The 26668-nt window shown below is 66.5% G+C and carries 27 protein-coding genes; 14 read left to right on the forward strand and 13 right to left on the reverse strand.

The features are described 5' to 3' along the window. Window positions 1–88: 88 nt before the first annotated feature. The 8 genes from BM436_RS04865 to BM436_RS04900 are packed head-to-tail and all read right to left on the reverse strand — an operon-like array spanning window position 89 to window position 8734. Window positions 89–1342, reverse strand: coding sequence for a phenylacetate--CoA ligase family protein (locus tag BM436_RS04865; protein WP_093554103.1), 1254 nt, complete (start codon window positions 1340–1342; stop codon window positions 89–91). Beyond that, entirely contained in the window at window positions 1339–1692 is a 354-nt protein-coding gene (locus BM436_RS04870; RefSeq protein ID WP_093554105.1) for an MmcQ/YjbR family DNA-binding protein, read from the reverse strand. The genes BM436_RS04865 and BM436_RS04870 overlap by 4 nt, the downstream gene beginning before the upstream one ends. Before the next feature lie 8 nt (window positions 1693–1700). Continuing rightward, on the reverse strand, window positions 1701–2534 hold the full coding sequence (locus BM436_RS04875; RefSeq protein WP_093554107.1) for an ABC transporter ATP-binding protein: 834 nt from the start codon (window positions 2532–2534) through the stop codon (window positions 1701–1703). A gap of 51 nt (window positions 2535–2585) precedes the next feature. Then, window positions 2586–3902 (reverse strand): ABC transporter substrate-binding protein, encoded by a 1317-nt coding sequence (locus tag BM436_RS04880; protein WP_093554109.1) that lies wholly within the window; start codon window positions 3900–3902, stop codon window positions 2586–2588. Window positions 3903–3939: 37 nt separating this feature from the next. Further along, window positions 3940–4998, reverse strand: coding sequence for a branched-chain amino acid ABC transporter permease (locus BM436_RS04885; RefSeq protein ID WP_093554111.1), 1059 nt, complete (start codon window positions 4996–4998; stop codon window positions 3940–3942). A 22-nt stretch (window positions 4999–5020) separates the two neighbouring features. Then, a complete protein-coding gene (locus BM436_RS04890) occupies window positions 5021–5917 on the reverse strand; it encodes a branched-chain amino acid ABC transporter permease (protein WP_177306965.1) in 897 nt (298 codons plus the stop codon). Between the two features lie 25 nt (window positions 5918–5942). Continuing rightward, window positions 5943–6758 (reverse strand): ABC transporter ATP-binding protein, encoded by an 816-nt coding sequence (locus tag BM436_RS04895; protein ID WP_093554115.1) that lies wholly within the window; start codon window positions 6756–6758, stop codon window positions 5943–5945. Window positions 6759–6772: 14 nt separating this feature from the next. Then, window positions 6773–8734, reverse strand: coding sequence for an AMP-binding protein (locus BM436_RS04900; protein ID WP_177306959.1), 1962 nt, complete (start codon window positions 8732–8734; stop codon window positions 6773–6775). Between the two features lie 132 nt (window positions 8735–8866). Between BM436_RS04900 and BM436_RS04905 the strand changes: the two genes are divergently transcribed. Both BM436_RS04905 and BM436_RS04910 read left to right on the forward strand, forming a co-directional pair. Then, entirely contained in the window at window positions 8867–9559 is a 693-nt protein-coding gene (locus tag BM436_RS04905; protein ID WP_093554119.1) for a Crp/Fnr family transcriptional regulator, read from the forward strand. Between the two features lie 112 nt (window positions 9560–9671). Further along, complete coding sequence (locus tag BM436_RS04910) at window positions 9672–9962, forward strand: hypothetical protein (protein ID WP_143132971.1); 291 nt, start codon at window positions 9672–9674, stop codon at window positions 9960–9962. A gap of 7 nt (window positions 9963–9969) precedes the next feature. On the opposite strand, the gene BM436_RS04915 is transcribed toward BM436_RS04910, so the two are convergent. Next, the gene (locus BM436_RS04915) at window positions 9970–10746 is read right to left on the reverse strand and encodes a nucleotidyltransferase domain-containing protein (protein WP_093554123.1); all 777 of its coding nucleotides are present in this window, start codon (window positions 10744–10746) and stop codon (window positions 9970–9972) included. Between the two features lie 59 nt (window positions 10747–10805). On the opposite strand from BM436_RS04915, the gene BM436_RS04920 reads away from it, so the two are divergent. The 6 genes from BM436_RS04920 to BM436_RS04945 all read left to right on the forward strand — a co-directional run bounded on the left by BM436_RS04920 (window position 10806) and on the right by BM436_RS04945 (window position 15586). After that, on the forward strand, window positions 10806–12620 hold the full coding sequence (locus BM436_RS04920; protein ID WP_093554125.1) for an aminopeptidase P family protein: 1815 nt from the start codon (window positions 10806–10808) through the stop codon (window positions 12618–12620). Next, window positions 12617–12880, forward strand: coding sequence for a hypothetical protein (locus BM436_RS04925; protein ID WP_093554127.1), 264 nt, complete (start codon window positions 12617–12619; stop codon window positions 12878–12880). The genes BM436_RS04920 and BM436_RS04925 overlap by 4 nt, the downstream gene beginning before the upstream one ends. A gap of 11 nt (window positions 12881–12891) precedes the next feature. Beyond that, entirely contained in the window at window positions 12892–13635 is a 744-nt protein-coding gene (locus BM436_RS04930) for an MgtC/SapB family protein (protein ID WP_093554129.1), read from the forward strand. 22 nt (window positions 13636–13657) lie between these two features. Further along, the gene (locus BM436_RS04935) at window positions 13658–14245 is read left to right on the forward strand and encodes a DUF924 family protein (protein WP_093554131.1); all 588 of its coding nucleotides are present in this window, start codon (window positions 13658–13660) and stop codon (window positions 14243–14245) included. After that, complete coding sequence (locus tag BM436_RS04940) at window positions 14245–15066, forward strand: Rossmann-like and DUF2520 domain-containing protein (protein WP_093554133.1); 822 nt, start codon at window positions 14245–14247, stop codon at window positions 15064–15066. Before BM436_RS04935 ends, BM436_RS04940 begins: the two co-directional genes overlap by 1 nt. A gap of 157 nt (window positions 15067–15223) precedes the next feature. Further along, window positions 15224–15586, forward strand: a complete 363-nt coding sequence (locus BM436_RS04945; protein WP_093554135.1) for a hypothetical protein — start codon at window positions 15224–15226, stop codon at window positions 15584–15586. Window positions 15587–15599: 13 nt separating this feature from the next. Here BM436_RS04945 and BM436_RS04950 read toward each other — a convergent pair whose 3' ends face one another. After that, on the reverse strand, window positions 15600–16178 hold the full coding sequence (locus BM436_RS04950) for a putative pterin-binding protein (protein WP_093554137.1): 579 nt from the start codon (window positions 16176–16178) through the stop codon (window positions 15600–15602). Between the two features lie 17 nt (window positions 16179–16195). On the opposite strand from BM436_RS04950, the gene BM436_RS04955 reads away from it, so the two are divergent. Together BM436_RS04955 and BM436_RS04960 are read left to right on the forward strand one after the other, a co-directional pair. Further along, window positions 16196–16801 carry an alpha-ketoglutarate-dependent dioxygenase AlkB family protein gene (locus BM436_RS04955; protein WP_093554139.1) on the forward strand — a complete coding sequence of 202 codons (606 nt, stop codon included), beginning with the start codon at window positions 16196–16198 and terminating at the stop codon, window positions 16799–16801. 191 nt (window positions 16802–16992) lie between these two features. Next, window positions 16993–17583 carry an outer membrane beta-barrel protein gene (locus BM436_RS04960; protein WP_093554141.1) on the forward strand — a complete coding sequence of 197 codons (591 nt, stop codon included), beginning with the start codon at window positions 16993–16995 and terminating at the stop codon, window positions 17581–17583. 129 nt (window positions 17584–17712) lie between these two features. On the opposite strand, the gene ettA is transcribed toward BM436_RS04960, so the two are convergent. Next, window positions 17713–19380: an energy-dependent translational throttle protein EttA gene (gene ettA / locus BM436_RS04965; protein WP_093554143.1), complete on the reverse strand. Its 1668-nt coding sequence runs from the start codon at window positions 19378–19380 to the stop codon at window positions 17713–17715. A 148-nt stretch (window positions 19381–19528) separates the two neighbouring features. Then, complete coding sequence (rarD, locus tag BM436_RS04970) at window positions 19529–20419, reverse strand: EamA family transporter RarD (RefSeq protein ID WP_093554145.1); 891 nt, start codon at window positions 20417–20419, stop codon at window positions 19529–19531. A gap of 140 nt (window positions 20420–20559) precedes the next feature. On the opposite strand from rarD, the gene BM436_RS04975 reads away from it, so the two are divergent. The 4 genes from BM436_RS04975 to BM436_RS04990 all read left to right on the forward strand — a co-directional run bounded on the left by BM436_RS04975 (window position 20560) and on the right by BM436_RS04990 (window position 26176). Then, complete coding sequence (locus BM436_RS04975; RefSeq protein WP_093554147.1) at window positions 20560–22437, forward strand: potassium transporter Kup; 1878 nt, start codon at window positions 20560–20562, stop codon at window positions 22435–22437. 144 nt (window positions 22438–22581) lie between these two features. Beyond that, window positions 22582–23397, forward strand: coding sequence for an FKBP-type peptidyl-prolyl cis-trans isomerase (locus BM436_RS04980; protein ID WP_229489057.1), 816 nt, complete (start codon window positions 22582–22584; stop codon window positions 23395–23397). 72 nt (window positions 23398–23469) lie between these two features. After that, window positions 23470–24834, forward strand: a complete 1365-nt coding sequence (locus BM436_RS04985) for a sigma-54-dependent transcriptional regulator (RefSeq protein ID WP_093554151.1) — start codon at window positions 23470–23472, stop codon at window positions 24832–24834. Further along, on the forward strand, window positions 24824–26176 hold the full coding sequence (locus BM436_RS04990; RefSeq protein WP_143132972.1) for a sensor histidine kinase: 1353 nt from the start codon (window positions 24824–24826) through the stop codon (window positions 26174–26176). The genes BM436_RS04985 and BM436_RS04990 overlap by 11 nt, the downstream gene beginning before the upstream one ends. Here BM436_RS04990 and BM436_RS04995 read toward each other — a convergent pair. Then, complete coding sequence (locus BM436_RS04995; RefSeq protein WP_093554153.1) at window positions 26166–26630, reverse strand: GNAT family N-acetyltransferase; 465 nt, start codon at window positions 26628–26630, stop codon at window positions 26166–26168. The two genes, BM436_RS04990 and BM436_RS04995, sit on opposite strands and share 11 nt — an antisense overlap. Window positions 26631–26668 lie beyond the last annotated feature (38 nt).

A 26668-nucleotide genomic window follows, 5' to 3' on the forward strand; every position in this document is an offset into this window, starting at 1 on the left:
ATGACAGCTGCTAGGGAAGTCATATTATCCGCCATATCCCGCCGCGCCGCCTCCACCTTGGACGAGTGTCACACCCAGGCCACAAAGCTCAGGAATAGTCGCGTACGTCGTCGATCACCTTGCCATCGTTGGGCAAACTGCCGCGAACCGCGAATTCCACCTCCCCGCGCAGCTTGGTCAGATCCCGTATAGTCTCTATGATGGCGGGCGCATGAGCCTGGCCGGGATCCTCCACCTCGCAGTGCAGCGTCATCACGTCGTTGGCCATGCGGCCCGACACCACCAGGCGCGCCTTCAGGATCTCCGGATGGCGGCGCGCGATCTCGTTGACCTGGGCCGGATGCACGAACATGGCGCGCACCTTGGTGGTCTGGTCGGCGCGTCCCATCCAGCCGCGGATGCGGGTGTTGGTGCGGCCGCACGGCGAGGGCGGCGCGTCCACCATGATGGCGGACAGGTCGCCGGTGGCGAAGCGCACCAGCGGGTAGTCCTGGTTGAACAGCGTGACCAGCACCTCGCCCACCTCGCCCGGCGGCACCGGGTCGCCGCTGCCGGGGCGGACGATCTCCACGATCACGTCCTCGTCGAGCACCATGCCGGGATGGACCACGTCGCCGCTGCGGGTCTCGTAGGCCATGCTGCCCACGTCGGCCGAGGCGTAGGTTTGCAGCACGTGCGGCACGCCGTTCTCGGCGAACCAGCGCCGCAGCGATTCGGGCAGCGCCTCGGCGCCCATCAGCGCGTGCCTCACGCTGCTGATGTCGGCGCCCATCTCGCGCGCCTTCTCGATGATGATCTTGAGGAAGGACGGGGTGCCGATATAGGTGTCCGGCTTGAGGTCCACCATGGCCTGCACCTGCAACTCGGTCTGGCCGCTGCCGGCCGGGATCACCGTGCAGCCGATGCGGGCCGCGCCGCCCTCCACCATGTAGGCGGCGGGCGTGAAGTGGTAGGAGAAGCAGTTTTGCAGCAGGCCGCCGGCGCGCACGCCGGCCGCGTACATCGGGCGCGAGAAGCGCCACCAGTCGGTGCCGCGGCCCTCGGGATCGAAGATGGGGCCGGGCGACATGAAGATGCGGTTCAACTGGCCGTTCGGCGTGGCGGTCAGGCCGCCGAAGGGCTTGTGCTCCTGCTGCAGGCTTTTCAGGTCGGACTTGCGCGTCACGGGCAGCGCCGCCAGCGCGGCGCGGCTGGTGACGCGGTTGGCGTCCACGCCGGCCAGGATGCGGCCCCAGCCCGATGTGCCCTGCGCCCGCGCGATCAGGCCCGGCAGGCGCGCCATCAGTTCGCGCTCGCGCTGTTCGGGGGCGCGCGTTTCCAGGCTGTCCAGGGTATCACTCATGCTTGCGCTCCCGCGATTTCTCGTTGCAGTTTTTTGGTCAGTTTGCCGAACACCAGTTGGTGCGAGCGTTTCAGCAGTTCCGCGGCCTCGGTGTCGCCGACGGCTTTCAGGTCGGTGATCTTCACCCACTTCACCCGCGCCAGGTAGGGCGCGGGGATGATGCCCTCGCGGTCGGTCAGCTCCAGGAAGCGGTCGTCGTCGACCTTGAAGCTGATCCCCTCCGCGTCCTCGGCGCCCATGCAGGCGAACATCTTGCCGCCCACCGAGAACACCAGGTCGGCGCCCCATTTGATGTCTTCCGTGGCGCCGGGCAGGCCGCGGCACAGTTCTTTCGCTTTGCTGATCTTCATGGGGCCCCTCACGCCAGCCAGCGCTTGCGGCGGCGGTAGAATTTCATGTCGCGGAAGCTCTTCCGGCCGGCGCCGGACATGCCGAGGTAGAACTCCTTGACGTCCTCGTTGCTGGCCAGGTCGCTGGCCGCGCCCTCCATCACCACGCGGCCGTTCTCCAGGATGTAGCCGAAGTCCGCGTAGCGCAGCGCCACCATGGTGTTCTGCTCGGCCAGCAGGAAGGACACGTTTTCCTTGGAGTTCAAGTCCTTGACGATGCCGAAGATCTCCTCGACGATCTGCGGCGCGATGCCCATCGAGGGCTCGTCCAGCAGGATCATGGAGGGCTTGGCCATCAGCGCGCGGCCGATGGCGCACATCTGCTGCTCGCCGCCGGAGGTGTAGCCGGCCTGGCTGGTGCGGCGCGTTTTCAGGCGCGGGAAGTAGTGGTAGACCTTGTCCAGCGACTCCTTCAGCTGGGCGCGGCTCAGGCTGCGGGTGTAGGCGCCGGTCAGCAGGTTTTCCTCGATGGTGAGGTGGCCGAAGCAGTGGCGGCCCTCCATCACCTGCGACAGGCCGCGCTTCACCAGTTCGTTCGGCGTCAGCTGGTCCACGCGCTCGCCCTTGAACTGGACCTCGCCCTTGGTGACGTCGCCCCGTTCGCCGCGCAGCAGCGTGGAGATGGTTTTCAGCGTGGTCGATTTGCCGGCGCCGTTGGCGCCCAGCAGCGCCACGATCTTCCCTTGCGGGACTTGCAGCGAGACGCCCTTCAGGACCAGGATCACGTGGTCGTAGATGACTTCGATGTTGTTCACCGACAGGTAGGGCGGCGGCGCGGCCGTGGTAGCGGTAGCAGTATTCATTGGTGTTCCCGGTGAGGTGGCCGCCCCGTTCGCGCGGTGCGGCCTTGTTGCTTATTTCGCGCAGGCGGCCGTGATGTTCTTCTCGGCGGCGTACTTGGCCGACGATTCCTCCACCAGCTTGCGCGTCAGCGCCTTGTCGCCCACCACCCAGTTCGGCGTGATGGCGTTCCACTTCTTGCCGTCCCACTGCTGCACCTTCACGGCGCCCGAGCCCTCGTGGTCGTCGCAGCTGGTCTTCACCGGCGGGAACATGCCGAACGCGCCCAGCGCCTTCTGGCGCGCCTCGTCGATGTTCATGTTCTCCAGGCCCCAGCGCACCTGTTCGCCCGTCATGACCTTGCCCTTGCCGAACTTCTCCTGCGCCGTGCGGATCGCCTCGGTCCACAGGATGCCCGCCGTCAGGCCGCGCATGTGGTACACGGAACCGATGCGCGTCTGCTCGGACAGGTTGCCCTTGCCGCCCGCGTACACCTTCTTGCGCAGCTCGTCGATGACGGGGTAGTTGCCCGGGGTGTTGAAGGTCATCGAGGTGTAGCCCTTGGCCGCGTCGCCGGCGGCGATGGTGTCCTCCTCCGAGCCGGCCCACCACACGCCCAGCATCTTCTCGCGCGGGAAGCCGTTGCGCTGCGCGGTCTTGATGGCGACCGAATTCATCACGCCCCAGCCCCACAGGATCACGTGGTCCGGCTTGGCCTGGCGGATTTGCAGCCACTGCGACTGCTGCTCGCTGCCCGGCGGCGCCACGGCGATCTTGATCAGCTCGAAGCCGTACTGCTTGGACAGCGCCTCCAGCACCGGCAAGGGTTCCTTGCCGAAGGCCGAGTCGTGGTACAGGTGGACGATCTTCTTGCCTTTGAGCTTGTCCATGCCGCCGTTCTTGTCGCCCAGATACTTGATCATGGCCGCGGCCTGGTTCCAGTAGCTGGTGATCAGGGGGAAGACGTAGGGGAAGACCTTGCCGTTGGCGGCGTCCGAACGGCCGTAGCCCAGGGTGGTCATGGGGACTTTGTCCTGCGCCACGCGGTCCAGGATGCCGTAGGCGATGCCGGTGGACAGCGGCTCGACCAGCGAGGCGCCGCCGTTCTTGGTTTTCATGCGCTCGTAGCACTCGATGCCGCGCGAGGGGTTGTATTCGGTTTCGCATTCCTCCCACTGGATCTTGACGCCGTTGATGCCGCCGTTGGCGTTGACCAGGTTGAAGTAGTCGATCATGCCGCCGTAGAAGCCGGAGCCGCCGGACGCGTAGGGGCCGACGCGGTACGAGGGCAGGGCGACGAACTGCTCGGCCTGGGCCCAGGCCTGGCCGACGCTGGCCAGCAGCACGGCGCCTGCGATGACGGATTTGATTGCGGGTTTAATCGATTTCATATGTCTCCTCCGAATGGATGGTTGTGTGCGCGGGCCATTAGTGGGGGAATGGCCACAGACGCAGTTTCTCTTTACCGATTTGCCACAAACGCGCCAGACCGTGGGGTTCCACGATCAGGAAAAATATGATGAGGGCGCCGAACACCATCAGTTCGAGGTTGGACGCCACGCTGGTCGGCAGCGCCAGGCCGTGCGCCAGGATGTTGAGGAACACCGGCAGCAGCACGATGAAGGCCGAGCCCAGGAAGGCGCCGAGGATGGAGCCGACGCCGCCGATGATGATCATGAACAGGATGCGGAACGACAGGTCCAGGTTGTAGGCCTCCGGCTCCACCGTGCCCAGGTAGGCGTAGGCGTACAGCGCGCCGGCCACGCCGCAGTAGAAGGAACTGACGGCGAAGGCCAGCAGCTTGGTGCGCATCAGGCGGAAGCCGATCACCTCGGCCGCCACGTCCATGTCGCGCACCGCCATCCAGGAACGGCCCACGTTGGAGCGCACCAGGTTCTTGGCCAGCAGCGCCATCAAGGCCACCACCACCAGCACCAGCACGTATTTGCGCGCCGGGGTGTCGAAGGCGTAGCCGAGGATCTCCATCTTTTGCGCGGTGATCACGCCGGAGGAACTGTAGTTGGTGAGCCAGCCGATCTTGGTCAGGCACCACACCACGAAGAACTGCGTGGCCAGGGTGGAGGCGGCCAGGTAGAAGCCGCGGATGCGCAGCGACGGCAGGCCGAAAGCGATGCCGACCATGGCCGCGCACAGGCCGCCCAGCACGAAGGCCAGCAGCAGCGGGATGCCGGGGATGCGCAGCACGAAGTTGTAGGAGGCGAAGGCGCCCACCGCCATGAAGGCGGCGGTGCCCAGCGACAGCTGGCCGGCGTAGCCGGTGAGGATGTTGAGCCCCAGCGCGGCCAGCGCGAAGATGAGGAAGGGGATGAAGATCGCCGACAGCATGTAGGGCGAGGCCAGCAGCGGCAGCGCCAGCAGCGCGACGGCCAGCGTGGCGAGCAGCGCGACGCGGTCCTGCCGGATCGGCAGGATCTGGCCATCGGCCTCGTAGCTGGTCTTGAATTGTCCGGTTTCGCGGTAGAACATGGTTCTCCTCTCGGTGGTTCTGTCAGATTCTGCGGATGATTTTTTCGCCGAACAGACCCTCGGGCCGTACCAGCAGGAACAGCAGGGCCAGCACGTAAGGGAACCAGCCCTCGATGCCGCCGCCCACCATCGGGCCGATGTACACCTCGGCCAGTTTCTCGGAGGCGCCGATGATCAGGCCGCCGACGATGGCGCCCGGCACCGACGTGAAGCCGCCCAGGATCAGCACCGGCAGGGCCTTGAGCGCGATGAAGGTCAGCGCGAACTGCACGCCGTTGCGCGCGCCCCACAGCAGCCCGGCCACCAGCGCCACGATGCCCGCCACCGCCCACAGCACGGCCCAGATGCGCTGCAGCGGAATGCCCACGGCCAGCGCGGCCTGGTGGTCGTCGGCCACGGCGCGCAGCGCGCGGCCCACCTTGGTCTTGGAGAAGATCAGCGACAGCAGCAGCACCATCACGCCGCACACGCCGGCGGCCATCACGTCGAATTGCGAGACGATGATGTTGAAATTGTCCGCCAGGTACTGCAGCGGCACGTCCTCGATCGGCAGTTCCAGGCGGTGCACCTGCGCGCCCCACACCAGTTGCGCCAGGCCCTCGATGAAGAAGGCCAGGCCGATGGTGGCCATGAACAGCGTGATCTCGGGCTGGTTGACCAGCGGCCGCAGCACCACGCGCTCGATGGCCAGGCCGAGGACGATCATCGCAGCCACCGTGGCCGGTATCGCCAGCCACAGGGGCAGGCCGAACTTGTCCATGATGCCGACGCAGGTCAGCGCGGCGAAGAACACCATCGCGCCCTGGGCGAAGTTGAAGACGCCGGAGGCCTTGTAGATCAGCACGAAGCCGATCGCCACCAGCGCGTACATCACGCCGGACAGCAGGCCGCCGATCAGCACCTCGAAGAAAAAGCTAATGTTCATCGTGTATGTCCCCGTGAGCTCAGTGCGAAGTGCCGAGATAGGCGTTGATCACATCCTGGTTGCCGCGCACCTCGTCCGGCGTGCCGTCGCCGATCTTCTTGCCGTAGTCCAGCACCACCACGCGGTCCGAGATGTCCATCACCACGCCCATGTCGTGCTCGATCAGCACGATGGTGGTGCCGAACTGGTCGTTCACGTCCAGGATGAAGCGGCACATGTCCTGCTTCTCCTCCACGTTCATGCCCGCCATCGGCTCGTCCAGCAGCAGGATCTCGGGTTCGGCCGCCAGCGCGCGGCCCAGCTCCACGCGCTTCTGCAGGCCGTAGGGCAGGCGGCCGACGGGCGTCTTGCGGATCGCCTGGATCTCCAGGAAGTCGATGATCTCCTCGGCCTTCTTGCGGTGCTCGATCTCCTCGCGCCGCGCCGGGCCCCAGTAGATGGCTTGCAGCAGGAAGTTGGACTTCATCTTCAGGTTGCGGCCGGTCATGATGTTGTCCAGCACCGTCATGCCCTTGAACAGCGCGATGTTCTGGAAGGTGCGGGCGATGCCGGATTTGGCGGCCGCGTAGCAATCCATGTTCTTGCGGTGCTCGCCGCGGTAGATGATGTCGCCCTGCTGCGGGCGGTACACGCCGTTGATCACGTTCAGCATCGAGCTTTTGCCCGCGCCGTTGGGGCCGATGATGGCGCGGATCTCGTGCTGGCGCACGTCGAAGGAGATGTCGGTCAGCGCCTTCACGCCGCCGAAGGACAGCGAAATATGCTGCAGGTCCAGTATCACAGGGCCGATGCGGCGCGTCGCGCCGAACAGCGCGTCGGGTTCGTTCATTTGCATGGGAAGCTCCTCGCTCAAGCGGCGGTCTTGGTCACGGCCGGGAAGGTCTTGCTATCCCTGATCCTCAGGTCCGCCGCCACCAGGCCGGTGCGGCCGTCCTCGAACTTGACCAGGGTTTCGATGTATTGCGAGGCCTTGCCGCTGTATAACGCGTCGATCAGCACCGCATACTTTTCGGCCACGAACTTGCGGCGCACCTTGCGGGTGCGGGTCAGCTCGTCGTCGTCGGGGTCCAGCTCCTTGTGCAGCACCAGGAAGCGGGTGATCTGCGTGGCGCTCATGGCCGGCTCGGTCGCCAGGCCGGCGTTCACCTTCTCCACGCATTCCAGCATCAGCTCATAGGTCTGCGGATGCGCGGCCAGGTCGGTGTAGCCGGAGTAGGCGATGTTGCGGCGCTCGGCCCAGTTGCCCACCGCGCCCATGTCGATGTTGAGGAAGGCGCAGACGTTGTCGCGCTGGTTGCCGAACACCACCGCCTCCTTGATGAAGGGGAAGAACTTCAGCTTGTTCTCGATGTAGTTGGGCGCGAACATGGTGCCGCAGTTCATCTTGCCCACGTCGGCCGCGCGGTCGATGATCTTCAGGTGGCCGTCGCCGTCGAACAGGCCGGCGTCGCCGGTGTGGAAGTAGCCTTGTTCGTCGATCGCCTCGCTGGTCGCGTCGGGACGCTTGTAGTAGCAGTCCATCAGCGTGGGCGACTTCACCAGCACCTCGCCGTTGTCGGCCAGCTTCACCTCCACGCCCGGCGCGGGCAGGCCCACGCTGTCGAACTTGATCTGGCCGTCCGGCTGCAGGCAGATGTAGGCGCAGGTCTCGGTGGAGCCGTAGAACTGCTTGAGGTTGACGCCGATGGAGCGGTAGAAGCGGAACAGGTCCGGGCCGATGGCGGCGCCGGCCGTGTAGGCCACGCGCACGCGCGTCATGCCCAGCACGTTCTTCAGCGGGCCGTACACCAGCGCGCGGCCCAGCGCGTACTTGACGCGGTCGGCCAGCGGCACCGGCTTGCCGTCCAGGATGTCGGAGCCGCAGCGGGTGGCCACGTCCATGAAGTAGTCGAACATGCCCTTCTTGATCCTGCCCGCGTCCTCCATCCGTATCATCACCGTGGTCAGCATGTTCTCGAACACGCGCGGCGGGGCGAAGTAGCAGGTGGGGCCGATCTCGCGCAGGTCGGTCATCACGGTGTCGCTCGACTCCGGGCAGTTCACCGTGAAGCCGGCCACCATGGCCTGCGCCAGCGAGAACAGGCAGTCGCCCACCCACGCCATCGGCAGGTAGGACAGGATGTCCTCGGCGTCGGTCAGCTTGTCGAAGTTGACGCTGCCGGCGCCGGCCGACATCAGCGCGGTGTGGGTCTGGCACACGCCCTTGGGCTTGCCGGTGGTGCCGGAGGTGTAGAGGATGATGGCGTTGTCGCCGCCCTTGCCCGCCTCCACGGCCGCGTCGAAGAAGCCGGGGTTGGCCTGGTCGTAGGCGCGGCCCAGTTCCAGCAGGCGCGACACCGAATACAGCTCCTTGTGCGTGTAGTGGCGCATGCCGCGCTCGTCGTCGTAGGCGATGTGGCTGACGCCGGCATACATCTCCTTGATTTCCAGCAGCTTGTCGACCTGCTCCTGGTCCTCGACGATGGCGTAGTGGATTTCCGCGTTTTCCAGCACGAAGGCCATGTCGGCGGCGGGGGCGTCCTGGTACAGCGGCACCGGCACGCCGCCCAGGCTCTGGGCCGCCAGCATGGCCCAGTATAGGCGCGGGCGGTTGTCGCCGATGATCGCCAGGTTCATGCCGCGCTCGAAGCCCAGCGCGGCCAGTCCGCACGCCATGGCGCGCACCTCCTCGTTGACCTGGCGCCAGTTCCAGGTCTGCCAGATGCCGAGGTACTTTTCGCGGAACGCGGGCTTGAGGGGCCGTTCCTTTCCGTGCGCCAACAGGCGACGGGGGAAGGTATCCAATACTGTTTGCACCTTAGTCTCCTTCATTGCCCTGGATCAGAGCGAGGCTAGTTATATTTTGGGGTCAGTGCGTTTTGTGTGATGATATTAGCCTGCGTTACACAGCCATGCTGTCTTTCCGGCGACAATTGCGGGACTTTTTGATGTTGCTTAATAATAATGACGTATAACCAACACAGCCTGGTCGCGGCGTTGCGCTCGGCGACTTGGGCGCCGTCCCTGACGCCGGAGCAAATGGCGCGCGTGGAGGCCGACACCTACGAGACTTTCGTGCCGAAGGGCGGCTTTGTTTGCCGCAAGGGCGAGCACGTGGAGAATTGGGTGGGCATCATCAGCGGCATGGTGAAGATGAACAATTTCTCGCCCAGCGGCAAGAGCGTCACCTTCACCGGCGTGCCGCCCGGCGGCTGGTTCGGCGAGGGCTCGCTGCTGAAGAAGGAGCCGCGCAAGTACGACGCGATGGCGCTGCGCGACAGCCGCATCGCCCGCATGCCGGCCGACACCTTCCACTGGCTGCTCGACAACAGCCTGCCGTTCACGCGCTTTCTGCTGATGCAGTTGAACGAGCGGCTGGGTCAGTTCATCGGCGTGGTGGAAAACGACCGCCTGCTCGACATCGACACCCGCGTTGCGCGCTGCCTGGCGACGCTGTTCAATTCCCAGCTGTACCCGGGCCTGGACCAGCTGGTGCAGATTTCCCAAGAGGAAATCGGCCTGTTGTCCGGCGCCTCGCGCCAGCGCGCCAATCAGGCCTTGCAGGTGCTGGAAAAGCGCGGCCTGCTGCGGCTGGACTACGGCGGCATCCGCATCCTCGACCTGGACGGCCTGCGCACCTTCGAAGCCCAGCCTTAGCCCGGTTGGGCGTGCTGAAGCTTGCGTTGCAGTGTTAGTCGGATCACACTGCACTGACTGCAATTGGATTATGCTTTGCCGTAGATATCCAACAATAGCGGAGGACGTGGACATGGACACCCTTGCACATCAGTTAGGCAAAACCCTGGTCGCGCGCGGCGCCGTCGCGGCCATCTCACGATGGGGGTTCTGGCGCGTCGCCGGCTTTGTCGGCGCCGCCGCCGCGGTGGCCTGGTACCTCGCCGCGCACAGGAAACCGCACGCCTCCGCCACGCCGCTGTTGCCGGCGCCCGAGGCGTCGCCCGGCAACGCCGCCGCCCGCACGCCGGACGAGGAACGCCGCCGCACGCCGGAAATCGACACCGGCGCCGGCTACCCCGAAGGCACCCGCACCCTGCACTGAGTCGACCTCATTCCCGCAAGGTCGCGTGGAACAATGCGTTGAGGCCATCGATGGCGTTGGCGCGTTTGGACACGGCGACCGGCGTGGCCTCCAGCCGCGCCAGCTCGGCCTCGATAAAGGCGTTCAGGCTGGCGACCGGCGCGGACAATCCCATTTCCGGCGCCGCGCGTTTCTTTTCCAGTAATACCTCGATATCGCTCAACAGTTGTGGATCGCTCAGCAAATGCAGCAGCTTGTGGAACTCGATGGGCGCCGGGCTGCCGTAGCGTTCCAGCCACCGCACGGACAGCAGCGGCCGCAGCACGTAGAAGTACTTCTTCAGCGGCACCATGTCGGCGCGCAGATATCCCCGGTAGTTGGTCTTGGCCATGCTGCGGTAGTGGTGGATGCCATGCTCCACCGAATACACCGATGGCAACAGTTGCCGCGCGCCCGCGCCGAAACCGCCTCGCTCGATGTAGTTGATGGGCGACTGTATCCATTCCACGAACGCCGGGTTGGACTTCCAGAACAGGCGCAGCGCCTTGCGGATATCCCAGCCGTTCAGATCGATGTCGTCGACGATCGGGTATTCGATGACGTCGCGGCGCTCTTCCATATCGACGGCGGCGTACCAGTCGGCCGGATGGGCGTAGATGAAGCGCACATCGTAATCGCTGTTCGGGGATTCGAATCCCCACGCCCGGCTGCCGGACTCGACAGCGAGCAAAACGCGCACGCCGTGCTCCTTTTCGGCGGCGGCCAGCCGCGCCATGATCTCTTCTCGCACCACTCCAGGAATCATCCCTTTCTCCCAATGAATACTTGCTATGATAGAGGCAAGTTGACTGTACCACCTAGCTCATGTTCCCACCCGACCACACCGGCATCGCCGTCCGCCTCGCCCAGCTGCGCGAGGCGATGCGCAGCCAGCGGATAGACGCCTTGATGGTGCCGTCCGCCGATCCCCATCTGTCCGAATACCTGCCGCCCCGCTGGAAGGGCCGCGAGTGGCTGTCCGGCTTCACCGGCTCGGTCGGCACCTTCATCGTCACCGCCGATTTCGCCGGCGTCTGGACCGACGGCCGCTACTGGACGCAGGCGGAAACCGAGCTGGCCGGCACCGGCGTCGCGCTGATGAAGATCGCCTCCGGCGCCAGCGTGCAGTACGTGGACTGGCTGGCCGAGCACCTGCGATCCGGCCAGACCCTGGCGGTCGACGGGGCCGTGCTGGGCCTGTCCATCGCGCGCCTGCTGGGACAGGCGCTGGCCGGCAAGGACGTGGCCCTGCGCACCGATCTCGACCTGCTGGACGGGGTCTGGACCGACCGCCCCGGCCTGCCGGACGCCCCAGTCCGCGAATTCCTCGCGCCCTACGCCACGCAAAGCCGGGCCGAGCGCCTGCAGGCGCTGCGCGCGGCCATGGCCAATCTGGGCGCCAGCCATCACGTGATCTCCACGCTGGACGACATCGCCTGGCTGCTCAACCTGCGCGGCGCCGACGTCAGTTTCAATCCCGTCTTCGTCGCCCACGCGCTGGTGGCGCCCGGGCGCGCCACGCTGTTCGTGGCGGATGGCAAGATCGCGCCCGAACTGGGCGCCACGCTGGCGGAACAGGGCGTGGACGTGGCGCCGTACGACGCCTACACCACGGCATTGCAAGCCCTGCCGGCGGACGCCACCGTGCTGATCGACCCGCGCCGCGTCACCCACGGCACGCGCCAAGCCCTGCCGTCCACCGTGCGCGTGGCCGAGGCGGTCAACCCCACCACCCTGGCGAAATCGCGCAAGAGCGCCGCCGAGGCGGACCATGTGCGCGCCACGATGGAACACGACGGCGCCGCCCTGTGCGAATTCTTCTGCTGGCTGGAGGGCGCGCTGGCCGATCCGCGGCGCGAACCGCTGAGCGAATACGCGATAGGCGAGCGCATCACGGCCGCGCGCGCGCGCCGTCCCCGTTTCGTCAGTCCCAGCTTCGGCACCATCGCCGGCTTCCGGGCCAACGGCGCCATCATGCACTACCGCGCCGGCGCGGAGGGCTCGGCGCGCATCGAGGGCGACGGCCTGCTGCTGATCGATTCCGGCGGCCAGTACCTGGGCGGCACCACGGACGTGACGCGCGTGGTGCCGGTCGGCGCCATCACGGACGAGCACAGGCGCGACTTCACGCTGGTGCTGAAGGGCCTGATCGCGCTGTCCGCCGCGCGCTTCCCCGCCGGCACCAGGTCGCCGCAGCTGGACGCGATCGCGCGCGCGCCGATCTGGGCCGCCGGGATAGACTTCGGCCATGGCACCGGCCACGGCGTGGGCTATTTCCTGAACGTGCACGAGGGCCCGCAGTCGATCTCGCCCTCGGCCATGCCGGAGCCGCACACGGCGATGGAGCCGGGCATGATCACGTCGATCGAGCCCGGCATCTACCGGCCCGGACGCTGGGGCGTGCGCATCGAGAACCTGGTGCTCAACGTGGACGCGGGGGACGCCGGATTCGGTCCCTTCCTGCGCTTCGAAACGCTGACCCTGTGCCCGATCGACACGCGCTGCGTCGCCCTGGACTTGCTGCGCGCCGACGAGCGCGCGTGGCTGAACGATTACCACGCCACGGTGCGCACGCGCCTGGCCCCGCACTTGGCCGGCGACGCGCTGGCCTGGCTGCATACCCGCACGGAGGCAATATGAGCGCACGCTCCACCCGCGCCAGCAATGCCGTGGACCGCTTGAAAGAGCGCAGCGGCAACAGGCTGTATTCGATGTCGATCACCGGCGCCGGCCATTTCTTCCTGACGGAAGGGCCGGGCAAGCCGCCCTTGTGCGAGCCCAAGGAACTGGATGATTTTGTCGCCTTCGTCAACGCGCAGGGGCCGCAAAAGCCCAAGCGCGTCAGCAAGCTCGACGTGGAGTTCGAAAAGCAGCTCGCCAAGAAAACGCCCAACAACTAGAAGAGGCTGTCATGCCCACCTACCACGTCCTGTCCGGCTATTGGTCTTCGGCGCAATTGGCCACCAATGGCATCATCTTGCTGCACATCGTCGGGGCGCTGCTGCTGGGGCTGGCGGTGGGCTATGAGCGTTCCTACCACGGCCGCGCGGCCGGCATGCGCACCTATGGCCTGGTGTGCATGGCGTCCTGCGCGTTGACGGTGATCGCCGGTTTTCCGCACCATTGGTTCGGCGGCAACATGACCCACCTGGTCGGCACCGATCCCACCCGCGTGATCCAGGGCATCGTCACCGGCATCGGCTTCCTGGGCGCCGGCGTCATCATGCGCGAGGGTTTCAATATCAGCGGCCTGACCACGGCGGCTTCGCTGTGGGCCTCGTCCGCCATCGGCGTCATGATAGGCATAGGCTTCTACCTGGGAGCGATGGGGCTGGCCTTCCTGTGCGCGATGTCGATGGTGTTCCTGTCCAAGGTGGAGGCGTGGCTGCCGTCGCGCCACGCGGTGGCGATGACGATGCGTTTCAAGCAGGGCTATATGCCGGAGGAAAAGGCGCTGCGCGACATCGCGCTCAAGCGCGGCTACCAGATTGCCGGCGGATCGATGATGATCAGCAGCGACAAAGGCGCGCAGGAATGGCGCTTCGTCGCCATCGCGCTGAGCAAGCGTTCCGGCGCCTCGATGTCGGAACTGGCCAAGGAAATGGCGGCGTTCGACGGGCTGGAAGGCTTCCAGCTGTCGCACGCCCGCAATTGAACGTGAGCGAAAGGTAAAGCCCATGGTATTGACCACCGCACAGGACGTGCTCGATTTCTGGTTCCTGCCGATAGGCGCGCGCGGGCACAACACGCAGCGGCCCGAATGGTTCCGCAAGGACGAGCGCTTCGACCAGCTGATCCGCGACCAGTTCGGCGACCTGACCGAGCTGGCCCTGTCCGGCGGCCTGCGCCAGTGGGACGACGAGGGCACCCAGGGCACGCTGGCGCGCATCATCGTGCTGGACCAGTTCACCCGCAACATCCACCGCGGCACGCCGCGCTCGTTCGCCGGCGATCCGCTGGCGCTGGAGGCCGCGCTGGCGCTGGACAACGCCGGCTCCAACCAGACCCTGCCGCCGGTGCAGCGGGTGTTCGCCTATCTGCCCTTCGAGCACGCGGAAAACCTGTCCATGCAGCAGCGTTCGCTGGACCTGTACGCCAATCTGCGCGCCTCGGCCAGCGGATTCGACGACACCTACGACTACGCGCGCCGGCACCACGACATCATCCGCCGCTTCGGCCGCTTCCCGCACCGCAACGCCATCCTGGGCCGGGTGTCGACGGCGGAGGAGCGCGAGTTCCTGCAGCAGCCGGGCTCGGGCTTCTGATGACGCGCAGCCTCAGCGTCATCGGCGGCGGCCATGTCGGTCGGGTGCTGGGCCGTTTATTGGGGTCGCGCTGCGCCGTGCTGGATGTGTTGACGCGTTCGCCGTCGTCCGCGCGGGCGGCGGTGGACTTCATCGGCGCCGGCGTGGCGGCCGACGGCTACGCCGCGCTGCGCCCGGCCGACATCTACCTGCTGTCCGTGGGCGACGACCAGATCGAGCCCGCCTGCGCGGCGCTGGCGGCCGCCGTGCCACTGCGGGGCGCCATCGTGTTCCACTGCAGCGGCGCCCTCGCGTCGGACCGGCTGGCGGCCGCGCGCGCGGCCGGCGCCCACGTGGCCAGCGTCCACCCCATCCGCAGCTTCGCCGACCCGGCCGCCGTGGCGGCGGACTTCGCCGGCACCTTCTGCGGCGTGGAGGGGGACGCGGAGGCGGTGGACGCGCTCAACGCGCTGCTGCTGGCGCTGGGCGCCCGTCCGGTCGCCATCGACGCCGCCGCCAAGACCGTCTACCACGCGGCCGCCGTGTTCGCCAGCAACTACCTGACCACGGTGCTGGACGCCGCCCTGCGCGCCTACCAGGCGGCCGGCATACCTGAGCAGACCGCGCGCGAACTGGCGCGGCCGCTGGCCGCCGAAACGCTGGCCAATGTGTTCAGGCTGGGCGCCGCGCCCGCCTTGAGCGGCCCGATCGCGCGCGGCGACATGGCCACCGTGGCCCGCCAGGAAGCCGCCGTCGCCCAGTGGGACGCCGCCACCGGCGAGCTCTACCATGCGCTGATCGCCCCCACGGTCGAACTGGCGCGCCGAAAGCACAACAGATAAAGCGGCTTGTTCCCCTGGCGACCCGATTTCCTTGTAAAAGGTCGCGAGAAGCAATAAGCTTAATTACTGGAATGTTTTTTTGGATCAGAAAAACACGTCGTAATGAGAGCACGCCGCCCCCGAGGGTGCCAGTGCCAACAAGGATAGAGGAAAGAACATGTTATTTCTGAAGAGTACATCTGTCACCAAGGCGCCCGGCATCTACGAGGTGGACATCGCCGCCAAGCCGCCGGGCAAGACCTTTGGTGTTTACCTGGCGACCGACCCGGACAATCCGCCGGCGACGGTGCTGGCCGCGCTGGCCGCCGCCGGGTTCCAGAACACGCACAGCTCCGGCTACACCCACAAGGATCGCGGCAAGGTGCTGGACCTGCACTTCCAGAAGGATGGCACCGACCTGTTCAAAGGCTGGAAGCCCGAAGAAGCCGAGGCCAACATGGCCGCCATCAACAAGATCTTCGCCGACATCGGCGTCACCATCACGCCGCGCGTGATGTCGCTGGCCGAAGCCTACGCCTGACCCCCCGCAAGACCTACACCTCGATGTGATACAAAGCCCATGGGCAGGAGCCGAAACGCTCCTGCACGGGCTTTTTCGCCATTTCCGGCACCTTGTCGGCCTCGTAGATGGCCCACAGCGGCCCCAGTCCACCCAGCGCCATCGCCGCGCCATCCATGTGCGTGGCGACGATGTAGCGCTGCGCGCGCGCCTGCGCCACCGTGATCGAGGCCGCGTAGCCGTCCACCGCGCGGAGCACGATCTTGCCGCCGTCCGGCGGCGTGGCCCCGGCCGCCTTCAGCACGTCCAGCAGCAGCGGGCCGCGCAGCGTGTGCGGCTTGCCGTCGTATTCCAGCGTGGGTTTGATTTGCCGCGCCGGCAGCGCGGTCAGCATCGCGAAATCGAAGGCGTGGGCCTTGTCGAAGCCGAGCTTTTGCTTGTGCATCATCTGGTCGCTGACCGGGTCGAACGGCCCCCGGTTGGGCTTGGCGATGGCGCCGGTGACGGTCAGCAGGGCGGGACCGCGCGCGGCGGGGGGGGCGTGGGCCACGCGGGCCGTGGCGGGGAGGGCGCCGGCTACCGCCAGCGTGGTCAGGAATTGGCGTTTTTTCATGCCTGATATCATAGCGCATGGACCTGTTTTCAGAGCAAGACGACACGCTGCGCGCCATCCCCATCGAGGACGGCGAGCTGTATTTCATGCGGCGCCTGCCGCTGCCGCTGGCGCCCGTCGAGGTGTTGGCGCGGCTGCTGGCCGAAACCGATTGGCGCGCCGAGGCGATCACGCTGTGGGGCAAGCAAATGATGCAGCCGCGCCTGACCGCATGGCATGGCGAGGCGCGCTACACGTATTCCGGCATGACCCTGGAACCGCTGCCGTTCACGCCGCTGCAACTGGCCATCAAGGACGCGGTCGAGCGGGCCAGCGGGCGCCGTTTCAACAGCGTGCTGCTGAACCACTACCGCGACGAGCGGGACAGCATGGGTTTCCACAGCGACGATGAAAAGGAACTGGGGCCGAATCCGGCGATAGCCTCGGTCAGCTTCGGCGAAGCCCGCACCTTCATCCTCAAGCACAAGCGCCAACCCAAGACCGTGAAGATCGACCTGGGCGACGGCAGCCTGCTGCTGATGGCGGGCGCGCTGCAGCACAACTGGCGCCACGGCATCAACAAGGAGAAGGTCGCGCGCGGTCCGCGCGTCAATCTGACCTTCCGCCTGATCGACCTTCCTTAAGTGGATCTTAAGCTAAGTTCCGTCATTTTGTGGCGATCCTCTTCGTTTCAAGCCCCATTACAACTCGTCACATTTCTTACTTAATTGCCGACGACGTAGGTGATTTATCAATGTATCTTTGAGACATCGCGATTCCGTGAAATTGCGATCCCAAGCAAGTCCTCAACCATTTTGCTGAAAGATCCAACGATATGAAAAACCTCATCTTTGCAATGATCGCCTCCGCCACCGCCCTGGGTGGTGTTTCCGTGGCCCACGCGGCCGAAGTGGGTCCTTACGTCGGCGTCGGCGTCGTGGCCAGCGAGCACAAGTACAACCTCGCCAACGACACCAGCAGCGGCGACCGCACGAGCGACGAATGGTCCGGCAAGGTCTACGGCGGCTACCAGTTCGACAAGACCTTTGCGCTGGAAGGCGGCTACACCGATTTCGGCAAGTCCGGCTACAACTACAGCGTCGGCACGGCCAACGGCCACATCGACAGCAAATCGCACTCCTTCTACGTCGCCGGCAAGGCCAGCATGCCGGTCAACGACCAGTTCTCGCTGAACGGCAAGCTGGGCCTGGCCTACAACAAGAACACCGTGAACGGCAGCGGCCTGGCCTCGTCGTACGCGGTGGGCGACAAGGACCGCACCGGCCTGTACGCGTCGGTGGGCGCCGAGTACGCGATCAACCAGAAGGTGTCGCTGTCGCTCGACTATGAGCACTACGGCAAGAACGATATCGAACAGGGCCGCAAGAAGGGCGCGTTTTCCCTGGGCGCGCGTTACAACTTCTAAAGGCCAGCCCGCGCAGTTCGGCGGGCGCGACAGCGGCGCCGTGGCGCTAATGTCCTTGCGCCCGCCACCCAATGAAAAAAGGCACGGTGACGATGATCACCGTGCCTTTCGTCGTTTCGCCTATGACGCTCAGGTCGTCAGCGGCTTGTAGCGGATGCGTTTCGGCTTCGCGCCTTCCTCGCCCAGGCGTTTCTTCTTGTCGGCTTCATATTCCTGATAGTTGCCGTCGAAGAAGGTGACTTGCGAATTGCCCTCGAAGGCCAGGATGTGGGTCGCGATGCGGTCCAGGAACCAGCGATCGTGGGAGATCACCATCACGGAGCCGGCGAATTCCAGCAGCGCGTCTTCCAGCGCGCGCAGGGTTTCCACGTCCAGGTCGTTCGACGGTTCATCCAGCAGCAGGACGTTGCCGCCCATCAGCAGGGTTTTCGCCAGGTGCAGACGGCCGCGCTCGCCGCCGGACAGGTTGCCGACGATCTTTTGCTGGTCGCCGCCCTTGAAGTTGAAGCGGCCCAGGTAGGCGCGCGACGGCATTTCGAAGCGGCCCACGCTCAACATGTCGGCGCCGCCGGTCACGTCCTGGAACACGGTTTTGGCATCGGACAGCGCGTCGCGGTGCTGGTCGACGATGGAGACCTTGGCGGTCTTGCCGATGATCACTTCGCCGCTGTCCGGCACTTCCTTGCCGGTGATCATCTTGAACAGGGTCGACTTGCCGGCGCCGTTCGGGCCGATGATGCCGACGATGGCGCCGGCGGGGATCGTGAAGCTCAGGTTGTCGATCAGCATGCGGTCGCCGAAGGACTTCGACACGTTTTTGAACTCGATCACTTCATTGCCCAGGCGCTCGGCCACGGGGATGAAGATCTCCTGCGTCTCGTTGCGCTTCTGGTATTCGTGCTCGCTCAGCTCGTTGAAGCGGGCCATGCGGGCCTTGGACTTGGCCTGGCGCGCCTTGGGATTCTGGCGCGACCATTCCAATTCCTTCTGCAGCGCCTTCTGGCGCGCCGATTCCGTGGCTTCCTCCTGCTTCAGGCGGGCCTGTTTCTGGTCCAGCCACGAGCTGTAGTTGCCTTTCCATGGAATGCCGCTGCCGCGGTCCAGTTCCAGGATCCATTCGGCCGCGTTGTCCAGGAAGTAGCGATCGTGGGTGATGCCGACCACGGTGCCGGGGAAGCGCACCAGGAACTGCTCCAGCCATTCGACCGATTCCGCGTCCAGGTGGTTGGTCGGCTCGTCGAGCAGCAGCATGTCCGGCTTGGACAGCAGCAGCTTGCACAGCGCCACGCGGCGCTTCTCGCCGCCGGACAGCACGCCGATCTTGGCGTCCCATGGCGGCAGGCGCAGCGCGTCGGCGGCCATTTCCAGCTGCAGGTTCAGGTTGCCGCCGTCGGACGAGGAGATGATGGCTTCCAGGCGCGCCTGCTCGGCGGCCAGCGCGTCGAAGTCCGCGTCCTCTTCCGCGTAGGCGGCGTACACGGCGTCCAGCTTGGCTTGCGCCTCGAAGGCCTCGCCCAGGCCGGATTCGACTTCCTGGCGCACGGTTTTTTCCGGATCCAGCTGCGGCTCCTGCGGCAGGTAGCCGATGTTCAGGCCCGGCATCGGGCGCGCTTCGCCCTGGATGTCGGTGTCGATGCCCGCCATGATTTTCAGCAAGGTCGACTTACCGGAGCCGTTCAGGCCCAGCACGCCGATCTTCGCGCCCGGGAAGAACGACAGCGAAATATCCTTCAGGATCTGGCGCTTGGGCGGGACAATTTTGCCCACGCGGTTCATGGTATAGACGTAATTTGCCATTAGGAAATCTCAGTAGAAAGTGTTAGGTACAGAAGGTCAACAGCATACGATAAACGGGCCGGACTAGCCACAAAACCGGGGTCAGACCACGTTTTTCGCGAAATATTTCTTGGAAAACGTGGTCTGACCCCGGTTTAAACGGGCCGGACTAGCCAGCTTGGGCGGACAGATTCTGGCGCGAGGTCCACCAGCCCTCGGCCATGTATACCCCCAGCGCGCTCCAGATCACGACGAAGCCGGCCAGCCGCGCCGGGTCGAAGGTTTCGTGGAAGATCCACAGCCCCAGCAGCATCTGCATGGTGGGCGACATGTATTGCAGCATGCCCAGCACGGACAGCGGAATGCGGCGCGCCCCGGCCGCGAACAGCAGCAGCGGCACCGCCGTGATCGGCCCGGCCGCCGCCAGCAGCCAGCGCGTGCCGTCGTCCGGGGCGTTGATGAAGGTGTTCTGGCCGTGCGCGCCGAGCCAGAGCACATAGGCCAGCGCCAGCGGGAACAGGATGATGGTCTCGAACGCCAGCCCCTCCAGCGCCGCCAGCGCGGCGGTCTTGCGCAGCAGGCCGTAGCCGCCGAAGGTCAGGCCCAGCACCAGGGCGATGTAGGGCGGCTGGCCGGCCTGCCAGGTCAGCCAGGCCACCCCCAAGGCGGCCAGGCCGATCGCCAGCCACTGGCCGCGGCGCAGTTTCTCCTTCAGCACCAGCAGGCCCAGCAGCACATTGATCAGCGGATTGATGAAATATCCCAGGCTGGCGTCCAGCACGTGGCCGTTCTTCACCGCCCAGATATAGAAGAACCAGTTGGCCGTCAGCAGCACGGCGCTGGCGGCGAAGCTGGCCACCACGCGCGGCCTGCGCAGCACTTGCGGCAGCCAGCGCCACTGGCTGCGCACGGTCAGCACCAGCGCCAGGAACAGCAGCGACCACAGCATCCGGTGCGCCAGGATCTCCAGCGGCGGCACCTCGCCGATGGCGTGGAAATACAGCGGGAACAGCCCCCACAGGAAGAAGGCGAGGGCGGCGTACAGAATGCCTGTGTTCATGGAAAGAGGGGGAGGGAAGGCGGCGCGGGTGTCCATTATCCCGGAATTCCGTCCACCCCGCTGAGCGCGGCAGAAGCCACTTGCAAATTGACCATGACTGGACTATTGTGCAACGCACCAGAACAACTTCAGGTGCAATCTTGACCTCGGAACATAAGAAAAGCAGCGTGGCCGCCCTGACGCTCGCTGCCGTCGGCATTGTCTATGGCGACATCGGCACCAGCCCCCTGTACACCCTCAAGACCATCTTCGACCCTGAACACGGCTTGGCCCTGAACACGCCCAACCTGCTGGGCGTCATTTCCCTGATTTTCTGGGGCCTGACGATGATCGTCTCGCTCAAATACGTGACGCTGGTGCTGCGCGCGGACAACCGCGGCGAGGGCGGCGTGATGGCGCTGATGGCGCTGGCGCTCAATTCCGTCAGCAAGCGCTCCGGCTGGCACGGCCCGCTGCTGCTGCTGGGCGTGTTCGGCGCCACCATGTTCTACGGCGACAGCGTGGTCACGCCCGCCATTTCGGTGCTGGGCGCGATCGAGGGCCTGGAAGTGGCGGCGCCCGCCTTGGGGCAGTACGTGGTGCCGCTGACCATCATCGTGCTGGTTTCGCTGTACGCGGTGCAGCGCCACGGCACGGCCGGCATCGGCCGCTGGTTCGGGCCGGTCATGGTGCTGTGGTTCGCGGCGCTGGCGGTGATGGGCGTGGTCAACATCGTCGAGGCGCCGCAGATCCTGGCCGCGCTCAACCCGCTCAACGCCTTCCGCTTCCTGCTGGCCAACGGCTTCCTGGCGTTCGTCGCGCTGGGCGCGGTGGTGCTGGCCTTCACCGGCGCCGAGGCGCTGTACGCGGACATGGGACACTTCGGCAAGAAGCCGATCCGCCTGGCCTGGTTCCTGGTCGCCTTCCCGGCGCTGGCGCTGAACTACCTGGGCCAGGGCGCGCTGCTGATCAACCATCCCGAGGCGATCTCCAACCCCTTCTTCAACCAGCTGGGCGGCTGGAGCGTGTACCCGCTGGTGCTGCTGTCGACCATGGCGGCGGTGATCGCCTCGCAGGCCACCATTTCCGGCACCTTCTCGATGACCAAGCAGGCCATCGCCCTCGGGCTGCTGCCGCGCATGCGCGTGGCGCACACCTCGGAAAGCGAGATCGGCCAGATCTACATCCCGGCCGTCAACTGGCTGCAACTGGTGGTGGTGCTGATCGCGGTGGTGGGCTTCGGCTCCTCCGACGACCTGGCCGGCGCCTACGGCATCGCGGTCACGGCCACCATGCTGTCCACCACCATCCTCACCTTCTTCGTCACGCGCTACCGCTGGCACCTGCCGCTGGCGGTGTGCTTCGGCGCCACCGGCTTCTTCATCGCGATGGACATCATGCTGTTCTCGGCTTCCACGCTGAAACTGCTGCACGGCGGCTTTTTCCCGCTGCTGCTGGGCGCCGTGCTGCTGACGGTGATGCTGACCTGGCGCACCGGCCGCCAACTGGTGTTCGAGAACCTGGAAAAGCACGCCATCCCGCTCGAGGCCTTCCTGGAATCGCTGTTCATGGCGCCGCCCACGCGGGTGTTCGGCACCGCCATCTTCCTGCGCGGCGAAGGCGACGGCGTGCCGCACGCGCTGCTGCACAACCTGTCGCACAACAAGGTGCTGCACGAGCGCGTGGTGTTCATCACCGTGAACATGCTGGAGGAACCCTGGGTGCCGCCGGAGGAGCGCGTGCGGATCACGGACCTGGGCCACCAGTGCTACCAGGTCAACGTCCACTACGGCTTCAAGGACGAGCCGGACATCCCCAACGTGCTGGGGCTGTGCGCGGAGCACGGGCTGGCCTTCGAGATGATGGAGACCTCCTTCTTCATCGCCCGCCAGACGGTGATCTCGGCGCCGGGTTCGGGCATGTCGTCGTGGCGCGAAAGCCTGTTCGTGACCATGTCGCGCAACGCCCGCGCGGCGGCGGACTATTACCAGATCCCGCCCAACCGGGTGATCGAGCTGGGCACCCAGGTGGAAATCTGAGCGTGGCGAATTTGTAAGCAGACCGCACGGGCCGAAATCCGGGCCGGACAGTCTGCTACACTTCTGCTCCGGCGCACGCACGGGCCGCCTGTGCGAGTTCTTCGTCCTAATAATGCAAAGGTCACTATGAAATCGATGTTCCAAATGATTGCAACGCTCGCCTGCGTGCTGGGGCTGACCGCCTGCGGCGGCGGCGATGACAACAAAACCGCCACCACCGAGACCCCGCAGCCGGCCTACGCCAAGACCGACCTGGTGACCGGCACCGGCGAGACGGCGGCCAACGGCGACCTGGTCACGATCCTGTACACCGGTTACCTGTACGACTCCACCAAGGCCAACGGCCGCGGCGCGCAGTTCGAAACCTCGCCCACGGGCGCGGGCGTCAGCTTCGCGGTGGCCACCGGCGCGGTGCCGATCAAGGGCTGGGACCAGGGTGTTCTCGGCATGAAAGTGGGCGGCAAGGCCAACCTGGTGCTGCCATCGAGCCTGGCCTTCGGCGCCGCCGGCTACACCAGCACCACAGGCGTGAAAGTGGCGGCCAACGCGCCGCTGGTGTTCGAGGTGGAGCTGATCGCGGTGAAAAAAGCCTCGCCGTCGGCCACCGTGACCATCAAAGACAATGTGGTCGGCACCGGCGCGGAAGCCGTGCTGAGCAAAACCCTGACCGTGCACTACACGGGCTGGCTCTACGACGAGACCAAGGCCGACTTCAAGGGCACCAAGTTCGACAGCTCGGTCGACAAGGGGCAGACCTTCGACTTCGCCATCGGCACCGCGACCGTCATCAAGGGCTGGGATCGCGGCGTGCTGGGCATGAAGGTCGGCGGCAAGCGCACGCTGATCGTTCCGTCGGAACTCGGCTACGGCAGCGCCGGCACGAAGGACGCCAACGGCGCGGTCGTCATCCCCCCCAACGCGAAGCTGATCTTCGACATCGAACTGATCGCCGTGAAATAAACCACGCGGCGCGCAAGCGAAAGGGCGGCTTCGGCCGCCCTTTTTCACGTCCTTGTTGCTAGAATGCGCCGCATGACCGCCCACATTCTGATCCTCGACGACGACACGGACGTCGCCTACGCCGCGCAAATGCTGCTGCGCCGGCGTCATGGCAAGGTAAGCGCGGCGCACACGCCGGCGGCGCTGCCGGAACTGCTGGCGCGGGACGTGCCGGACGTGGTGCTGCTGGACTTCAACTTCGCGCCCGGCCGCATCGACGGCGCCGAGGGCTTGGCCGCGCTCGACCTGCTGCGCGCCCTGCCTCGCCCGCCCGCCGTGATCGCGATGACGGCCTACGCCGACGTGCCGCTGGCGGTGGAGGCGCTGAAGCGCGGCGCCTGCGATTTCATCACCAAGCCCTGGGACAACGCCCGCCTCGTCGCGGCGGTGGACAGCGCGCTGGCGCGGCACGCCGCGGCCGCGTCGCCCGCCATGTCCCCGGCGACCGAGGCGTTGATGGGCGACTCGGCCGCCATGCGCGCCGTGAAGACCATGATCGCCAGCGTCGCGCCCACCGAGGCCAACGTGCTGGTGCTGGGCGAGAACGGCGTGGGCAAGGAACTGGTGGCGCGCGCCATCCATCAGGCCTCGCGCCGCGCCGGCCAGACCTTCCTCGCGGTGGACATGGGCGCGCTGCCGGAATCGACCTTCGAGAGCGAACTGTTTGGCCACCGCAAGGGCTCCTTCACCGACGCCAAGGCCGACCGCGCCGGGCGTTTCCAGGCCGCGCGCGGCGGCTCGCTGTTCCTCGACGAGATCGGCAACATGCCGCTGGCCGCGCAGGCCAAGCTGCTGACGGTGCTGGAGCGGCGCGAAGTCACGCCGATCGGCGCGGACCGGCCGGAAGCGGTGGACGTGCGCATCGTCAGCGCCACCAACCTGGACGAGGCGCGGCTGTTCGATCCCTCCGTGTTCCGTCCCGACCTGCTGTTCCGGCTGAACACCATCGTGATCCGCGTGCCCCCGCTGCGCGAGCGGCGCGAGGACATCCCGGCGCTGCTGCTGCACTACCTGCGCGCCTACGAGTCGCAATACCAGCGCCCGGCGCGCGGGATGAGGGCGGAGGCCCAGGCCTGGCTGGCGCAATACGCCTGGCCCGGCAACGTGCGCGCGCTGCGCCACGCCTGCGAACGCGCGGTCATCCTGGCGCTGGGCGCGGAATACGAGGTGGACGATTTCGGCCTGGCGCCGCAGGCCCACGCGGCGGGATACAGCACTGGCGGCGTCGCCGGCCCCGGCCCCGGCAATCCGGGCGACGAGCTCACTCTGAGCACCCTCGAACGCGACGCCATCGCCGCCGCGCTGGCCGCCGCCAACGGCAACATCAGCCAGGCCTCGCGCATGCTGGGCGTGAGCCGCGCGGCCCTGTACCGCAAGCTGGGCAAGCATGGCATCTGAGCGCGCGCTCAAGATCCGGATAGCGGCCAGCGTGGCCGCGCTGATGGCCTTGTCGGCCTGCGTCCCGCCCGCCGCATCGTCGCCGCGCGTGCTGGTGCTGTGCGCGCTGGCCGCCGCGATTCCGGCGTGGACGCTGCGCCGCGCCCTGTCGCGGCTGACCCTCCGACAGTCGACGCCGCTTTTTAGGGAAGTAGGCCCCGTGGGATTGCTGACGCCGCTTCGTGGGGGAGGCAGCCCCGATGGGGCTGCCTCCGATCCCGAAGGGACAGACCCTCAAGCGCTCACGCCGCTTCCCGCCGGCAACGCCGAAGCCGCGCTGACGCCCGATCGGCGCGCCCTGCTGGACGCCGCGCAGTCGCTGGAGGCGCGGCTGGAGCACGCCCCCATCGCGCTGTTCAGCATCGAGCGCCTGAGCGGGCCGGGCGCCGTCACGCCGGTGAACGCCAGCGCGCGCCGCATGCTGGCGCCGGGCCGCGCGCGCGATCCCCGGCAGTTGATGGATTTGCTGGCCGCCCAGCCCACCGCGCGCCGCGCGCTGGTCAGCTTCGACACCGAGCGCGGCCCGGAGCGCGCGCTGGCCTCGGTGGCCGCGCTGACGGTGGAGGGCGCCGGCCAGCGCCTGGCCGCGCTGATGCCGGTGGAAAGCGAACTGGAAGCCGAGGCCATGAACGCCTGGCGCCAGCTGGTGCACGTGCTCACGCACGAGATCATGAATTCGCTGACGCCGGTGGCCTCGCTGTCGCGCACCGCGCGCGACCTGCTGGCCGAGGTGCAGGCCGACCTGGCGCCCGACGTCAGCGGCGACCTGGGCACGGCGCTGGACGCCATCGCGCGCCGCGCCGCCAGCCTGGTGGAGTTCGTGGCCAGCTACCGCAGCCTGTCCACGGTGCCGCAGGCCAGGCCCGAGCGCGTGCACCTGGGCGAGCTGTTCGCGCGCCTGTCCATGCTGATGGCGCCGCAATGGGAGGTGCGCCGCGGCAGTGCCGAATTCTCGGTGGAGCCGGCGTCGCTGGATGTGATGGTCGATCCGGGACAGCTGGAACAGGCGCTGATCAACCTGTTGAAGAACGCCGCCGAGGCCACGGCCGATCTGCCGCATCCGCAGGTGCGGGTGCACGCGCGCCTGAGCCGGGGAGGGCGCTTGCGCATCGACGTGGCCGACAACGGCCCCGGCGTGCCGGACGACATGCTGGCCCATATCTTCACGCCCTTCTTCTCGACCAAGAGACAGGGGCGCGGCATCGGCCTGGCCATGGTGCGCCACCTGGCGCACGCCAACGGCGGCATGGTGCGCTACGCCAAGCCGGTGGGCGGCGGCGCGCGCTTCGTGGTCACGTTCTAGCCGGGCGCACCATGTCGACGTGCATGATGCCGTCCTCGTCGTACGGCTCGGTCACGGTCTGGAAGCCGAAGCCGCCGTAGAACTTTTCCAGGTGATGCTGCGCGCCGATGCGGAAGCCGTGGCCGGGATGCAGCGCCTCGGCGCGGGCGATGCCTTCGGCCAGCAGCAGGCGGCCGATGCCGCCGCCGCGCGCGGCCTGCGTGGTCAGCACGCGGCCCAGGGACATTTCGGGGTATTTGACGCCAGGCGCGATGCAGCGCAGATAAGCCGCCAGCTGGCGCTGGCCGTCGACGGTTTGCCAGGCCATCAGGTGATGGGCGCCCTGGTCGTAGTTGTCGATATCGGGATAGAGGCACTTCTGTTCCAGCATGAACACCTGCTGGCGGTGGTGCAGCACCTGGTACAGGTCCGCCACCGGAATCTGGTCGAAAGCCAGCCACTGCCATTCAATCATGTGCGCCTCGCGGGATGAAACGCTGATTGTACGGCAGG

Source organism: Pseudoduganella namucuonensis (assembly GCF_900116645.1).
Taxonomy (GTDB): Bacteria; Pseudomonadota; Gammaproteobacteria; order Burkholderiales; family Burkholderiaceae_D; genus Rugamonas; species Rugamonas namucuonensis.

Coding starts and splice junctions, on each gene's coding strand:
- BM436_RS04865 (WP_093554103.1), bottom strand. CDS start 1,342: ATGAGTGATACCCTGGACAGCCTGGAAACGCGCGCCCCCGAACAGCGC.
- BM436_RS04870 (WP_093554105.1), bottom strand. CDS start 1,692: ATGAAGATCAGCAAAGCGAAAGAACTGTGCCGCGGCCTGCCCGGCGCC.
- BM436_RS04875 (WP_093554107.1), bottom strand. CDS start 2,534: ATGAATACTGCTACCGCTACCACGGCCGCGCCGCCGCCCTACCTGTCG.
- BM436_RS04880 (WP_093554109.1), bottom strand. CDS start 3,902: ATGAAATCGATTAAACCCGCAATCAAATCCGTCATCGCAGGCGCCGTG.
- BM436_RS04885 (WP_093554111.1), bottom strand. CDS start 4,998: ATGTTCTACCGCGAAACCGGACAATTCAAGACCAGCTACGAGGCCGAT.
- BM436_RS04895 (WP_093554115.1), bottom strand. CDS start 6,758: ATGCAAATGAACGAACCCGACGCGCTGTTCGGCGCGACGCGCCGCATC.
- BM436_RS04900 (WP_177306959.1), bottom strand. CDS start 8,734: ATGAAGGAGACTAAGGTGCAAACAGTATTGGATACCTTCCCCCGTCGC.
- BM436_RS04905 (WP_093554119.1), top strand. CDS start 8,867: ATGACGTATAACCAACACAGCCTGGTCGCGGCGTTGCGCTCGGCGACT.
- BM436_RS04910 (WP_143132971.1), top strand. CDS start 9,672: ATGGACACCCTTGCACATCAGTTAGGCAAAACCCTGGTCGCGCGCGGC.
- BM436_RS04915 (WP_093554123.1), bottom strand. CDS start 10,746: ATGATTCCTGGAGTGGTGCGAGAAGAGATCATGGCGCGGCTGGCCGCC.
- BM436_RS04920 (WP_093554125.1), top strand. CDS start 10,806: ATGTTCCCACCCGACCACACCGGCATCGCCGTCCGCCTCGCCCAGCTG.
- BM436_RS04925 (WP_093554127.1), top strand. CDS start 12,617: ATGAGCGCACGCTCCACCCGCGCCAGCAATGCCGTGGACCGCTTGAAA.
- BM436_RS04930 (WP_093554129.1), top strand. CDS start 12,892: ATGCCCACCTACCACGTCCTGTCCGGCTATTGGTCTTCGGCGCAATTG.
- BM436_RS04935 (WP_093554131.1), top strand. CDS start 13,658: ATGGTATTGACCACCGCACAGGACGTGCTCGATTTCTGGTTCCTGCCG.
- BM436_RS04940 (WP_093554133.1), top strand. CDS start 14,245: ATGACGCGCAGCCTCAGCGTCATCGGCGGCGGCCATGTCGGTCGGGTG.
- BM436_RS04945 (WP_093554135.1), top strand. CDS start 15,224: ATGTTATTTCTGAAGAGTACATCTGTCACCAAGGCGCCCGGCATCTAC.
- BM436_RS04950 (WP_093554137.1), bottom strand. CDS start 16,178: ATGAAAAAACGCCAATTCCTGACCACGCTGGCGGTAGCCGGCGCCCTC.
- BM436_RS04955 (WP_093554139.1), top strand. CDS start 16,196: ATGGACCTGTTTTCAGAGCAAGACGACACGCTGCGCGCCATCCCCATC.
- BM436_RS04960 (WP_093554141.1), top strand. CDS start 16,993: ATGAAAAACCTCATCTTTGCAATGATCGCCTCCGCCACCGCCCTGGGT.
- ettA (WP_093554143.1), bottom strand. CDS start 19,380: ATGGCAAATTACGTCTATACCATGAACCGCGTGGGCAAAATTGTCCCG.
- rarD (WP_093554145.1), bottom strand. CDS start 20,419: ATGAACACAGGCATTCTGTACGCCGCCCTCGCCTTCTTCCTGTGGGGG.
- BM436_RS04980 (WP_229489057.1), top strand. CDS start 22,582: ATGATTGCAACGCTCGCCTGCGTGCTGGGGCTGACCGCCTGCGGCGGC.
- BM436_RS04985 (WP_093554151.1), top strand. CDS start 23,470: ATGACCGCCCACATTCTGATCCTCGACGACGACACGGACGTCGCCTAC.
- BM436_RS04990 (WP_143132972.1), top strand. CDS start 24,824: ATGGCATCTGAGCGCGCGCTCAAGATCCGGATAGCGGCCAGCGTGGCC.
- BM436_RS04995 (WP_093554153.1), bottom strand. CDS start 26,630: ATGATTGAATGGCAGTGGCTGGCTTTCGACCAGATTCCGGTGGCGGAC.